General features: G+C 35.7%; 11 protein-coding genes. All 11 read left to right on the forward strand.

Annotated elements, in window-relative coordinates; genetic code table 11:
* Positions 1-396 precede the first annotated feature (396 nt).
* The 11 genes from K332_RS0118590 to K332_RS0118640 all read left to right on the forward strand — a co-directional run bounded on the left by K332_RS0118590 (position 397) and on the right by K332_RS0118640 (position 15,096).
* Complete coding sequence (locus tag K332_RS0118590) at positions 397-1,662, forward strand: extracellular solute-binding protein (protein WP_026908825.1); 1,266 nt, start codon at positions 397-399, stop codon at positions 1,660-1,662.
* A 69-nt stretch (positions 1,663-1,731) separates the two neighbouring features.
* On the forward strand, positions 1,732-3,036 hold the full coding sequence (locus K332_RS0118595; protein ID WP_026908826.1) for a sugar ABC transporter permease: 1,305 nt from the start codon (positions 1,732-1,734) through the stop codon (positions 3,034-3,036).
* Between the two features lie 2 nt (positions 3,037-3,038).
* Positions 3,039-3,890: a sugar ABC transporter permease gene (locus K332_RS0118600; RefSeq protein ID WP_026908827.1), complete on the forward strand. Its 852-nt coding sequence runs from the start codon at positions 3,039-3,041 to the stop codon at positions 3,888-3,890.
* A 42-nt stretch (positions 3,891-3,932) separates the two neighbouring features.
* Positions 3,933-4,784 carry a DUF1189 family protein gene (locus K332_RS0118605; protein ID WP_036689360.1) on the forward strand — a complete coding sequence of 284 codons (852 nt, stop codon included), beginning with the start codon at positions 3,933-3,935 and terminating at the stop codon, positions 4,782-4,784.
* 81 nt (positions 4,785-4,865) lie between these two features.
* Positions 4,866-6,521: a glycoside hydrolase family 13 protein gene (locus K332_RS0118610; RefSeq protein ID WP_026908829.1), complete on the forward strand. Its 1,656-nt coding sequence runs from the start codon at positions 4,866-4,868 to the stop codon at positions 6,519-6,521.
* 239 nt (positions 6,522-6,760) lie between these two features.
* The gene (locus K332_RS0118615) at positions 6,761-9,094 is read left to right on the forward strand and encodes a glycoside hydrolase family 31 protein (protein WP_026908830.1); all 2,334 of its coding nucleotides are present in this window, start codon (positions 6,761-6,763) and stop codon (positions 9,092-9,094) included.
* 25 nt (positions 9,095-9,119) lie between these two features.
* The gene (locus K332_RS0118620) at positions 9,120-10,136 is read left to right on the forward strand and encodes a LacI family DNA-binding transcriptional regulator (protein ID WP_026908831.1); all 1,017 of its coding nucleotides are present in this window, start codon (positions 9,120-9,122) and stop codon (positions 10,134-10,136) included.
* Between the two features lie 422 nt (positions 10,137-10,558).
* Positions 10,559-11,863 carry an ABC transporter substrate-binding protein gene (locus K332_RS0118625; RefSeq protein WP_051359530.1) on the forward strand — a complete coding sequence of 435 codons (1,305 nt, stop codon included), beginning with the start codon at positions 10,559-10,561 and terminating at the stop codon, positions 11,861-11,863.
* Positions 11,864-12,196: 333 nt separating this feature from the next.
* On the forward strand, positions 12,197-13,063 hold the full coding sequence (locus K332_RS0118630) for a carbohydrate ABC transporter permease (protein ID WP_026908833.1): 867 nt from the start codon (positions 12,197-12,199) through the stop codon (positions 13,061-13,063).
* Positions 13,064-13,074: 11 nt separating this feature from the next.
* Positions 13,075-13,926 (forward strand): carbohydrate ABC transporter permease, encoded by an 852-nt coding sequence (locus tag K332_RS0118635; protein ID WP_026908834.1) that lies wholly within the window; start codon positions 13,075-13,077, stop codon positions 13,924-13,926.
* 15 nt (positions 13,927-13,941) lie between these two features.
* Complete coding sequence (locus K332_RS0118640; protein ID WP_026908835.1) at positions 13,942-15,096, forward strand: exo-beta-N-acetylmuramidase NamZ family protein; 1,155 nt, start codon at positions 13,942-13,944, stop codon at positions 15,094-15,096.
* The last annotated feature ends 11 nt before the right edge of the window (positions 15,097-15,107 follow it).

Genomic DNA, 15,107 nt, shown 5'->3' on the forward strand with positions numbered 1-15,107 from the left:
ATCTCTCCTTTAATAATAAAATAACCCCGTTTACAAGAATGTAAACGGGGTTGTTGTTTGAAACAAAGCATTGCCCTTTTATTATACTTTTCAATGTACTGTAACCGGATAACAAAGTCAATATGAAAATTATTTAAAAATGGTCTTATAATAATCAATTCCAAAAATGTTCACAAAAATATTTATGAAAACGATTGCGCAAAATAGAAAAAAAGGGTACAATCAATTTGTAAAGGTTGCGCAAACGTTTTCACAACGTTGACGAACTATATAAAAGGGGGCGCTATATAGTTGCATGCAAATAATTACCTTTCAAGTTTTCTAGATGTATAGTCTTACAAAACAAGATATTTTTTAGTTAGAACTAACTAAAAAAGAAAGAGGGGATTACAAATGATGAAATTTAATTGGAAAAAGCTAGCTTTTATCGCTATGTTAACTAGTTTACTAGCTTTAGCGGCATGTGGAGATAGTGATGAAGGTAAAGAAAAATCTTCAGATGACGGAGATAGTACTGCTGCTGGAACACTAGAAATTGGTGTTGAAGCTGGGTATATCGATTATGTAAAAGACATTGTCCCTGCATTTGAAGAAGAAACAGGGATTAAAGTAACAGTTACAGAAAGAGATTTATTTGAAACATTAGAAGCCCTTCCATTAGATGGACCTGCTGGAATTGCTCCAGACGTTATGATCGCTCCTTATGATAGAGTTGGTAACCTAGGTCAACAAGGACACTTAGCGGAATACAGTTTCCCTGATGATGGCCGTTATGATGATCTAGACAAACAACAAGTTACAATTGATGGTAAAACATATGGTGCCCCATTTGTTATTGAAGCATTAGTTCTTTACTACAACAAAGATTTAGTTGATCAAGCTCCTGAAACATTTGCTGATATTGAAGCACTTGCTGAAGATGATCGTTTTGCATTTGAATCAGAAGAAGGAAGAACAACTGCATTCCTTGCTAACTGGTTAGATTTCTATAGCACTTACGGATTACTTTCTGCTTACGGTGGTTATGTATTCGGTGATAATGGTGCAGACCCATCTGATGTTGGTTTAAATACAGATGGTGCAATTGAAGGAATTGAATATGCAACAGAATGGTTCGATAGATGGCCACAAGGTATGCTAGATTCAACAACTGCTGGTAATTTTATTGATGAACAATTTACAACTGGTAAAACAGCGGCAATCATTGGTGGACCATGGTCTGCTTCTAACTATACTGAAGCAGGAGTAAACTTTGGTGTATCCATGATCCCTACTCTACCAAATGGTGAAGAGTATCAACCATTTGCTGGTGGTAAAGCATGGATTGCAAGTAACTATGCAAAAGATAAAGAAGCAGCACAAAAATGGTTAGATTTCGTTGCAAATGAAGCAAACCAACAAAAACTATATGAAGATAAAGGTGAAGTTCCTGCTAACCAATTAACTAGAGCTACAGTAGTTGAAGCTGGAGACGAACTTACTTCTGCTGTTATTAATCAGTACAATGAAGCAATTCCAATGCCAAACATTCCAGAAATGGCTGAAGTTTGGACAGGTGCAGAAACACTTATGTTTGATGCTGCTTCAGGAAATAAATCAGCAACAGATTCAGCTAATGACGCAGTAAACGTTATTAATGAAAATATCTCTCAAAAATACTAATAATGCAGGTTAAACTTTGGCAGAGAAATTCTCTCTGCCTCAGTTTATTTAATAAGGGAGTGAGAAATAATGGAATATATAGAAAAAGAGAATAAACGTTTAAAAACAGCAACACTACTCTCTATAATTCCAGGTTTAGGCCAAATTTATAATAAACAGCTATTTAAAGGAATTGCATTTCTTGTCATTTTTGCTCTGTTTATTATAGAAATGTTTAATTTTGGTGTGGAAGCATTAATCGGTTTATTTACACTTGGGAGTACCCCTGGTACGGACCATTCACTTTTTATACTAATTGAAGGTTCCTTACAATTACTAATTCTTCTATTATTTATACTTTTTTACGCGATTAATTTATCCGATGCTAGAAAAGTAGCTAGATTATGGGCGGAAGGTAAAAAAGTAAATACCTCAATGAAATCCGTTCTACTAAATATGGCAGATCGTGGATTCCCATATTTGTTTACAATTCCAGCGTATATAGCTATGGTATTTGCAATTGTATTTCCAGTATTAGTAACAATCTTTATTGCATTTACCAATTATGATTTTTATCATATTCCACCAGCTAAGCTAATAGATTGGGTGGGCTTTGAGAACTTTAGTAACATATTTTTCTTAAGTTCATATCGTGATACATTCTTTGCTGTATTTGGATGGACAGTAATTTGGACATTAGCAGCAACAACACTTCAAATCGTAATCGGTATTTTTACAGCGGTTGTATTAAATCAAAAATTTATTAAATTTAAACGTGTATTTGGAATCATCTTCCTTTTACCGTGGGCGGTACCTGCATTTATTACGATTATGAGTTTTTCAAATATGTTTAATGATAGTATCGGTGCAATCAACACACAAGTCATCCCATTATTGGATGCATTAATACCTTTTGTGGAACTTGATAGTTTACCATGGAAAACAGATCCTTTCTTTACTAAAATAGCAATTATCATGATTCAAGGATGGCTAGGATTTCCGTTTATCTATGTGCTTGTATCAGGTATCTTGCAATCTATTCCTGAAGAGCAATATGAAGCTGCGCGTATTGATGGTGCTGGAGTAATGCAGCGCTTTAAACATATTACGATGCCAGCAATCTTTACTATTGCAGCACCAATCTTTATTACGCAATATACTGGTAACTTTAATAACTTCTCGATGATTTATCTATTTAACGAAGGTGGTCCTGGAAGTATTGGAGCTGGAGCAGGCTCAACTGATATTTTAATTTCATGGATTTATAAATTGACAACTGGAACGTCACCACAGTATTCAATAGCTTCTGCCGTGACATTGTTTATTTCCTTATTTGTCATTATCATTTCGTTGATTATCTTTAAGAAAACGAAAGCATTTGAAATGGAGGATTAGTGATGAGCAAAATAGTAAAATCCCAAAAAACCTCCCGGGCATTTAGTAAAATATTTACGTATTTCTATCTATTGTTATTAGCAGTAATCATTATTTATCCACTATTGATTACAGCGAGTTCTGCATTTAAAGCTGGAAACGTTACTGCTTTCAACTTGAACTTTGATGCAGAATGGACATTAAGTAACTTTTCAAGATTATTTACAGAAACCTTGTATGGAGAATGGTATTGGAATACATTAGTCATTGCTTTAGTAACGATGGTAGTACAAGTTACCGTTATTACACTAGCAGGTTATACGTATAGTAGATACCGTTTTGTTGGACGTAAGAAAAGCTTAATGTTTTTCTTGATTATCCAAATGGTACCAACAACAGCTGCTTTAACTGCATTCTATGTTATGGCACTATTGATGGGGGCTTTAGATCAAAGTTGGTTCTTAATGTTCCTATATATTGGTGGAGGTATTCCGATGAATACTTGGCTAATGAAGGGATACTTCGATACGGTTCCTATTGATTTAGACGAATCAGCGAAATTAGATGGTGCAGGTCACTTCCGTATATTCGCACAGATTGTATTACCATTGGTTAAACCTATGATTGCCGTACAATCATTATGGGCCTTTATGACACCATTCGGGGAATACATGCTAGCGAAATTCTTGCTACGTACACCTGAAAACTATACGGTTGCCATTGGTCTGCAAACATTTATTAATAACCCGCAAAACCAAAAGGTTGCATTATTTGCTGCAGGAGCTATTTTAATTGCAATACCAATTACCCTTCTGTTCTTCATGTTACAAAAGCATTTTGTCGCAGGTTTAACATCAGGTGGTACGAAAGGGTAATACAAATAAACGATTAATCTCAAAAGAAATGAAGTGAACAACATGAAAAAAGATACGTTTCCAATGAACTATTTCAAAAGTGTTATGACACCCATACGCGTATTTAACGGTAGAAAACAATTAAATTGGTTTCAAATTATTATTCTTTTATTGTTTTTAAATGGATTAATGATGATCCCATTATCGATAAATATTGCAAAAATGGATTCCTACCCTGTAGAAGAAACATATCCTGGTGCGTTTGAACTCTTAGATGAATCCGTGATTGATGCACTTGAAGATGCGGAATATTCACAAGGAAAGCTAACATTACCTAATAACTTTTATTTTGAAATGGAAAATGGCATAGTTGGTGGAAATGTATCGGAGCTAGAAAAAGAGAATGCAAAGAATGCAGAGAATACACTTTTATTTCAAGAGAATGAATTGATTATTAAAGAGAGTAGTAACCCAATCACAACGGTTGCCTATACGAATGATTTTTCCATTGAGGAAATCACAACTGTGGAAGAGCTTAAGACAGAACTTTCACGTCAATGGTTCATTCAAAATAAGAGCTTTATTGTAGGAAGTTTATTAATTTCTCTATCAACTCTACTACTTGTTAGTATTGTGGTAATTAGTCTAGGATCATCCTTATTTGTTCTTCTTACTAAGAAAGGACAAATATCTACGATTCAAACTTACAAGGAATCAGTTAATTTAGTTGTCAATTCATTAGGAATACCTACTCTAGTAGCTATGCTAATAGGATTAATCCAATTTAATATCATTACAATGATTATGATACAAACGTTTGGATTTATTATCATGCTACTGATTGTATTTATGAAAACAAGATTTAGTGATGACTATATGGATCAACTAAATACCCTTGATAAGAAAGATAATTAACTAAATAGAATTACTTTCAAAGTTCAAGCATGTGAACCGTATGGATTAGACAACAAGAATATTTGGGCAAGGAGAGTTAAAATGAAAAAAGTATGGTGGAAGGATGCAGTAGCATATCAAGTTTATCCGAGGAGTTTTATGGATTCAAACGGAGATGGTATTGGGGATATCCAAGGTGTTATTTCTAAACTAGATTATATAAAAGATCTTGGAATCGATGTTATTTGGATGAGTCCAATTTATAAATCTCCAAATGATGATAATGGATATGATATTAGTGATTATCAAGATATTATGGACGAATTCGGTACAATGGAAGACTTTGATTTGCTTCTTTCAGAGGTGCACCGTAGAGATATGAAATTAATCATGGATTTAGTTATTAATCATACATCAGACGAGCATCCTTGGTTTATTGAATCTCGCAAATCTAAAGATAATGACTATAGAGATTATTATATGTGGCACCCTGGAATAGACGGGAAGGTTCCGAATAACTGGGAATCAATTTTCGGTGGTTCAGCATGGAAATATGATGAGGAGACAAATGAATATTTCCTTCATGTGTTTTCTAGTAAACAACCAGATTTAAACTGGGAAAATCCAACTGTTCGTGAAGAGCTTTACAACATGGTGAATTGGTGGCTCGATAAAGGGATAGATGGATTCCGAGTAGACGCAATCTCTCATATTAAAAAGGTCCCAGGATTACCAGATATGCCTAATCCGAATGAATTGAAGTATGTTCCTTCTTATGAAGGGCATATGAACCGTGATGGAATTCAAGTGTTTTTAGAAGAGTTAAAAGAGAAAACCTTTGCTAACTATGACATTATGACCGTAGGAGAAGCAAACGGGGTAAGTACTGATCAAGCTGAGGACTGGGTAGGAGAGGAAAATGGGAAATTTAATATGATTTTCCAATTCGAACATTTAGGTCTTTGGGGCAAAGATACGGATAATGGCCTTGATATACATGGATTGAAAAAGACAATGACAAAATGGCAAACAGCACTTGATGGCATTGGTTGGAATGCATTATTCTTGGAAAACCATGATCAACCCAGGTCAGTTTCTACATGGGGTAATAGTGAAGCGTATCGTATAGAATCAGCTAAATGCTTGGCAACGATGTATTTCCTTATGCAAGGTACACCGTTTATTTACCAAGGTCAGGAAATTGGCATGACCAATGTCCAGTTCCCTTCTATCGATGACTACAATGATGTAGGAATGAGAAATTATTATTATGAGGAATTGGAAAAAGGAACACCAGTAGAAGAAATCATGGAAGTGATTTGGAAGACTGGGCGTGACAATTCCCGAACACCAATGCAATGGAATACGGAGAAGAATGCAGGATTCTCAACAGGTAGTCCATGGATGAAAGTAAATCCGAATTATACGGAAATAAATGTAGAAAAAGAATTACAGAATCCCGATTCCATCTATCATTATTATAAAAAGCTTATCCAATTACGAAAAGAACATGAGGTTCTAGTATATGGAAGCTATGGCATAATAATGGAAGATCATGAACAGATATATGCTTATAAGAGAACATTAGGTGAAGAAACTTATTTAATCATCACTAATTTATTTGCAAAAGAGGTAGGGTTAACTCTACCATCTGAAATGGATGCATATACGAAAGAATTATTATTAAGTAATTATAGTAATAATGATGAACAAATATTGAAACCTTATGAAGCTAGAGTTTATAAACTGGTGAAATAAGATTGATAACAAGGGGGCAAAAAGATATATTTTTGTCCCCATCATCATTTACATTCGTGTTAATTAAAAGGTTTTTTCTGAAAAGTTGTTGTTATCATACAATTTTTATAGAGTGTGGTAACAAGGTATATGTTTTCCAGGTTTGGGCGCATGCTCTGTTTAAGAGGGCCCATGTTTTCCCAACAAGGGAGCATGTTCGACTAAAATAAAATAACTTGATTCTACAGGAGGTACTTACAATGCTTGGAGATACTAGCTTTGCAATTCACCCTGGAAAAGAGCAGCAATCAGGTTCAAAAACATACAGAGATATCGGTAAATTACATAATTATCAAGAGAAAGATAATACGTATATGTTTTCTTGTGAAAATGGCACTATTGCCATCCAATTTTATACAGAATCTATCGTTCGAGTAATCATGAACCAGAAGAATCCAATTGATTTACAAGGTTCAAAGGCAGTTATCGCTAAACCGAAGAAAGTTACGATAGAAGTGACTGACGACGATGAGAGGATTCTTCTTTCTACAATAAATGTGCAATTGGTAATCACAAAAGAACCTTTTCGGATTACGTTTAAAGATTCACAAGGTAGGGAGATAGTATCTGAAGGTAAGTATGGTATGGCATATCGTGAAAATGGTGAAGTTATTGCTTGTAAACAAATGAGTGAGAACGATCATTTCTACGGCTTTGGTGAAAAGTCTGGACACCTAGATAAACGTGGTGAAAAATTGGAAATGTGGAATACCGATGTGTACGCACCACATAATCCAGAAACAAATGCTTTATATGAATCTATTCCTTTTTTCATGACATTACGCGAGGGAAAAGCACATGGGATTTTCTTTGATAACACATTTAGAACGTTCTTTGATATGAAAACATCAGAGGAATATTATTCTTTTTCTGCTGAAGGTGGCCAGCTAGATTACTATGTAATGGTTGGGCCACACCCAAAAACAGTGTTGGAACAATACACCTATCTAACTGGTAGAATGCCACTACCACCGAAATGGTCACTAGGATACCATCAATCTCGTTATAGCTATGAAACGGAGACTGAGGTTAGAGAGTTAGCTAGAAACTTTATGGAAAAAGATATACCCATTGATGTGATTCATCTAGATATTCATTATATGAATGGCTATCGAGTGTTTACTTTTGATAAAGAACGATTTCCAAATCCAGAAAAACTAATCGCCGATTTAAAGGAAATGGGTATACGTGTTGTACCTATAGTTGATCCAGGTGTGAAGAAGGATGCTGAATATCCGATTTACCAGGAAGGTGTACAAGAGGACCACTTTTGTAAATACATGGAAGGGGAAATATACTATGGTGAGGTTTGGCCTGGTATCAGTGCATTCCCTGATTTTACCGAAGAAGAGGTTCGAAAATGGTGGGGGGAAAAGCATGCATTCTATACTTCGATGGGGATTGAAGGAATTTGGAATGACATGAATGAACCTGCTGTCTTTAATGAAACGAAAACAATGGATGTTTCCGTTATGCATCGTAATGATGGAAATCCAACAACACATCGTGAGCTACACAATGTATATGGGTTATTGATGGGAAAGGCAACATATGAAGGAATGAAGGACAATCTTCATGGTAAACGTCCATTCCTGTTAACTCGTGCAGGTTATGCTGGCGTTCAGCGCTATGGTTCGGTATGGACTGGCGATAATCGTAGCTTCTGGGAGCATCTACAAATGTCGTTACCTATGGTAATGAATTTAGGATTATCAGGGGTTGCTTTTACAGGTCCCGATGTTGGTGGATTTGCACACGATACGAATGCAGAACTACTAACACGCTGGACACAAGTTGGTGCATTTACACCGTTTTTCCGAAACCATTCTGCCATCGGTTTCCGTTATCAAGAGCCTTGGCAGTTTGGGGAAAAGTACGAAACGATTATGAAGAAGTACATTCAATTGCGTTATATATGGATGCCACAGCTATACTCCCTATTCTATCAAGCAAGTAAACAAGGATTACCTGTTATGCGTCCATTGTTAATGGAATATCCTAACGATGCTAAAACGTATAACTTAAATGACCAGTTTATGATTGGAGATAATGTAATAATGGCACCAATTTTATCTCCATCTGTAACAAATCGAGTGGTATACTTGCCTAAGGGGGATTGGATTGAATATTCTACAGGTGACAGTTTCGAAGGCGAAAAGGTTCATCTTGTCCATGCTGAGTTAGAGGACTTACCAATTTTTGTTCGTAAAGGTTCTGCAATTATGCATGGAGAATGGAATTCCAATCAAGATAAAGAAACGAAGGTCTTAACAATGAAGGTATACACTTCTAATGAGGATGGGAATTATCAGTTTACCTTCTATGATGATGATGGAGAAACGTTTGCTTATGAAAATGGAGAATATTTGAAACTTGATTTAGATATTCAATCTGTTGCCGATAGTATAAATGTAGTAATCTTAGACACAGAGGGGAACTACCGACCTCCATATCAAGAGATTCATATAGAAACAGTTGGATCTAGTAAACGGATTTTAATAAATGGAAAAGAGAGCAATATAATTAAATTATAAATTAGTAGGGGTAGAGGGTGAGGAAATGGTAACAATTAAAGACGTGGCAAAAATAAGTGGGGTTTCCCCCTCTACAGTTTCTCGTGTTATTTCCAATAATCCAAGGATTAGTGAGGAAACGAAGAAAAAAGTTCGTAAGGCCATGAAGGAATTAGGTTATCACCCTAATATTAATGCTCGTAATCTAGTAGCAAAGTCGACGAAAGCTATTGGTGTCATTATGCCATCATCGGCTGATAAAGCATTACAGAATCCATTTTTTCCAGAAATACTACGTGGGATTATGTCTGTTATTCATAAAGTGGAGTACTCGATGTCCCTTTCTACTGGTGAAACAGAAGAAGAGATATTTCATGAAGTACAACGAATGGTGCATGGTAGTTATGTCGATGGGGTTATTTTGCTTTACTCACGAATTGATGATAAAGTAACTACTTTTTTACGTGAACAGGGTTTTCCATTTGTTATTGTTGGTAAGCCACATGACTTTGAAACAGAAATAACACATGTGGATAATGATAACTTTAGAGCTGGAAAAGAAATCACCAAGCATTTAATAAGCATGGGGCATAAACAAATTGGCTTTATTGGTGGATCGAGGGATTTGTTTGTGACACGTGACCGCGAAAATGGATACTTAGCGGCATTACAGGAAGCAGGTATCAAAGATTGCGATTCCTACATGATTCATACGGAGTTTCTGAAATCAGGTGGACGAGAAGCGGTGGAACACTTGATGTCACTTGATACACCCCCAACCGGATTAGTTGTCAGTGATGACTTAATTAGCTTAGGGATGTTAAGCATGTTAGAAGAGTATGGTATTCGAGTGCCACAAGATATTTCAATGGTAAGTTTTAATAATGTTTACCTTTCAGAAATTACTAGACCAGCATTAACAACCGTTGATATTCAAATCTATGATTTGGGTGCACAATCAGCAAAGGTTTTAATTGAAAAAACGAAAAATAAAAATGAACCAACTAAACGAATCATTATTCCTCATAAGATTGTATATCGGGATTCGGTTAGTGAACGATGAGAGGCCAAATTGGCTTCTTTTTTTTTCTTGTCGCGGACTGCTCAGTGTTTAAGTACACTATACATATCTTTGATAAAGTTGAAATAAATTTCAAAATTTGAACAATGTAATAAAATGAATCGATATGATTTTACCTAAACATGATGCATTAAGTTTAGCTAGAACTCTATAAAAATAACATTACTTTGAAATATTATTTCAAAAATACTAGTTGACTATTGGAATTTTATTTACTATACTTGGTTTGGGTAAAGGTGAAAAAGCCCAATTATTTTTCCTTCTATTTGAAAGGGTTTACATAACATTTTCTGTAATTTGCTAGTTTACAGAAAGCAGATTACTAGGATAATCAATTACTCGCACAAATTAGTAGGAAGAATATCGCTTCAAAGACTAATCAAAAGGACGAGAGGGGATTAATGATGAAAAAGAAATTAGGATTTTTAGCTTTTGTTCTTGTTATAACAATGCTACTACTTGCAGCATGTGGTAACGATGATAAAAAGGGCTCAGATGAAAGTAAAGGATCTTCTAGTGATGGGGAACAAATCACTTTAGAATTCTGGACGATGCAATTACAACCTACATTTACAGATTACATCAATGGTATTATTGAGGATTTTGAAGCAGAAAATCCAGATATTAAAATCGATTGGTTAGATGTACCTGCAGCAGATTTAAGTAAAAAAATTCTAACTGCAGTAAGCACGGACACAGCTCCAGATGTTGTAAACCTTAATCCAACATTTGCATCTCAGCTTGCTGAGCTTGATGCACTTGTAAATATGGAAGAGGCAGTATCTGATGAAGATAAAGCATTATACGTAAAAGGTGCTTGGGAAGCAAACCAAATTGATGGAAAAACGTTCGCAATTCCTTGGTATCTTTCTACTTCTGTAACATTAAATAACAAACTAATCTTTGAAGAAGCAGGCTTAGATCCTGAAAAACCAGCAGCGACTTATGAAGAAGCAGCAGAATATGCAAAAGTCATTAAAGAAAAAACGGGCAAATATGGTTACTTCCCATCTATGGATCTATCTTTAGTACTTCAACATATGGTTATGATGGGTGCTGAATTAACAAATGAAGATGGCACACAAGCAGCATTCAACTCAGCTGAAGGACTACATGCATTTGAATATTTTACAAATTTATATAAAGATGGATTAATTCCTAGAGAAGCATTAACTGGTGATCAACGCTCAACGATTGATATGTATCAAGCAGGTCAAGTGGCATTCTTTGACGGCTCACAATTCATTGTACAAGTGAAAGAAAATGCACCAGAAATCTATGAAAATACATTACCATCTGAAGCAATCACTGGTAAGTCTGGTAAGAAAACTATGTCCGTACAGAACGTTGTTGTACCAAGCCAAACAGAACATGAAGAAGCAGCAGTTAAATTTGCTTTATTCTTAACAAATGGTGATAACCAACTAGAATTCTCTAAGTTAACACCAATTCTACCATCAAACGTAGAAGCTTTAGCAGATCCTTACTTCACAGAGGCTGGGGATGATGCTGAACCTACTGATTTAGTTCGTATCGTATCTGCATCACAATTAGACAGTGCAGAACTACTTATTCCTCCAATGGAAAACTATGACGAGCTAAGACAAGCAATGTACGACGCAATCTCAGCATCCATGCTTGGTGAAATGACACCACAAGAAGCACTAGACCAAGCAGAACAAGCATGGAATGAAATTCTAGCAAAATAATACTCTAATCTGGAGGGGGATTCCCCCTCTCTAGTATTATATTAGTATCTTGAAATGGATAAGAAATACGGTTTGATTTATCGCAGGTTAACTGGCTGTAAGACCCTAAACGATAGGAATTCGAGTGGAATTCAAGAATTATAAGTGGGGGATCAACAGCCAATAAAAGCTAAGGTTCGTTCAACTAACAATCAGTGGGATGAGTACAAAAACCCCCACTGATTGAAGTTTCACTTTATGCACAGAGCGGCCCGAATACACGGAAATCGGAGTGTATTCGGGCCGCGGATATGATTAGAAAGATATAACCTCTAAAAGAACGGGGTGGAATCCTTGAGAAACAATAAGCTTACACCATACTTATTTTTATTACCAGGCTGTCTAATTTTAGGAGCCTTTATCTTCTATCCAATGCTACAAGCAATATGGCTAAGTTTTACCGATTACAATATGATTCATGATCCATCGTTTGTTAAACTCGACAACTATACCGAGCTATTCCAAGATCCTTTATTCTGGAAAACATTAACGAACACACTAATCTATTTAGTAGGTGTTGTACCTGCACTTGTTATTATTCCAATCTTTTTAGCAGTATTAGTTAACCAAAAACTAAAAGGAATTGCCTTTTTTCGTAGTGCTTTCTACATACCAGTAGTAACATCTCTAGTTGTAGCAGGTATTGCTTGGGACTGGGTATATAAAGAGAATGGACTACTAAATTATGTACTTGATCTATTGAATATAATTTCTGAACCAATTCCATGGTTAACCTCCACACATACCGCATTATTTGCAGTAATGGTTGTTACTGTTTGGAAGGGTTTAGGTTACTATATGATTATTTATTTAGCTGGATTACAGTCTATACCAGATAGTTTATATGAAGCTGCAGATATTGATGGGGCAAACTGGTGGCAAAAAATGACTCGTATTACAATTCCAATGCTAATGCCGTTTGTTCTAATTGTAACGATTATGTCATCCATTGCTGCTATGAAAGTGTTTGAAGAAATTTACGTCATGACTGGCGGAGGACCACTTCATAGCTCTGAAACGCTAGTATTCTATATTTACACACAAGCATTTGACCGATTAAATATGGGGTATGCAAGTGCAGCAGGTGTAATATTATTCTTATTAACTCTAGTATTCTCGCTCATTAACTTAAAAGTTATGGGTAAGGATAATTCGGAATAGGGGGAATCAATATGGCTAATCAAAACAAATCAACAACGTATCGAAAAATAGTTAAAAAGATATCCCTATATATTCTATTAATTGCCGTTACACTTTTTATGATTGGACCTTTTCTTTGGTTATTATCAACAGCATTAAAATCGGGTAGTGAAAATATCTTTCAATATCCACCCAAATTATTACCAGAGGATCCTACATTAGGAAACTTCTCCACCGTAATGGAGGTATTTCCTTTCTGGCGATACCTATTCAATAGTGCTGTAGTAGCGGTATTAACAGTAGTATTAAATGTATTATTCTGTTCCCTTGCAGCATACCCGCTAGCAAGAATGAATTTTAAAGGGAAAAATATTATTTTCGTATTGATCATTGCTACCATGATGATTCCATTCCAATTATTAATGATTCCAGTTTATCTTATTTCATTAAAGCTAGGTTTGCAGAATACCTATTTAGGTATGGTATTACCACATGTGACAACTGCATTTGGAGTATTCCTCATGCGTCAGGCATTTATGACTGTACCAAAATCACTAGACGAATCAGCAAGAATGGATGGGGCAAACAGCTTCCAAATTTGGTTGCGTGTATTAATGCCATTAGTAAAACCAGCAATGGTAACTTTGACAATCTTTACATTCGTTTCTGCTTGGGGAGATTTCCTATGGCCATTAATTATTGTGAATGACAATGATATGTATACATTACCACTTGGTTTAAATATGCTATCAGGAACCTTTACATCGGATTGGCGCTTAATTGCGGCTGGAGCAGTTATTTCTATGATTCCAATCATAACGATTTTCCTACTTCTTCAACGATTCTTTATCGGTGGTGCAATGAAGGGTGCAATTAAAGGATAAGCAGGAGGAATGTCTATGAAACTCGGCTTAGAAGTTTTTCTAGAAAATCATACAGAAGACTATGTTGGCAAGCGTATTGGTTTGTTAACGAATTTAACAGGAGTAAATCACAATTTAGATTCGACGATTGATTTATTTTATAAGCATGAAAACATTCAGTTAACTGCTCTTTTTGGACCAGAGCATGGTCTTAGAGGGGAAGTTCAAGAAGGAAAACTGATCGATTCCAGTGTAGATGCTTATACCGGGGTTCCAATCTTCAGCCTGTATAACAAAGAAAAGAAACCGAATCTGGATATGCTTGAAAATGTGGATGTTGTCTTTTGTGATTTACAGGATATCGGAACCCGTTACTATACGTTTATTTATTCATTAGCTAATACAATGCAAATTTGTGGGCAAGAAGGAAAGAAGGTAGTCGTACTGGATCGACCAAATCCAATTAATGGAGTGACCATCGAAGGAAACTTGGTAGAAGATGAATTTCGTTCTTTCGTAGGTAAATTTCCAATTCCTGTACGTCATGGGATGACAATTGGTGAGCTAGCCTTGTTGTTTAAAAAAGAGTTTTCCATTAATTGTGAGTTGGATGTTATTCCAATGGAAGGTTGGTCAAGGGACATGTATTTTGACGAGACAGACCTCTATTGGGTTTCCCCAACTCCAAATACAACGAACATGGATATGTGTGTCTTATATCCAGGAACTTGTCTAGTAGAAGGAACGAATCTATCGGAAGGAAGAGGCACAACCAAGCCGTTTGAAGTTGTTGGTGCCCCGTTTATAGATGGTCGAAAATTAGCAGAGGAGTTAAATGCTTTAAACCTTGAAGGCGTTCGATTTCGTCAGGCAGTTTTTAAACCAATGTATTCCAAGCATGAGGGGGAAGTTTGCGAGGGTGTTCAGGTTCATGTTTCCAATCGTAGTACCCTTCACGCTTTTGAAGTAGGAATAACATTATTAGAAACGATATACCGTCTATATCCAGATAAACTTGAATTTATTCGGGCAGGAAAAAGAAATCAATACTTCCTAGATTTATTAGCTGGTACAGATGAATTACGTAAACAAATGGAACGAGGCGATACAAGTAGGTTTCGCCAAGCGCTGTTTGAAGAAATACAGCAATTTGAATCAGTAAGAAAGAATTATTTATTGTATACAACATAGACAATGCGTAA

It is taken from the genome of Paucisalibacillus globulus DSM 18846, from assembly GCF_000482485.1.
Classification (GTDB): Bacteria; Bacillota; Bacilli; order Bacillales; family Amphibacillaceae; genus Ornithinibacillus; species Ornithinibacillus globulus.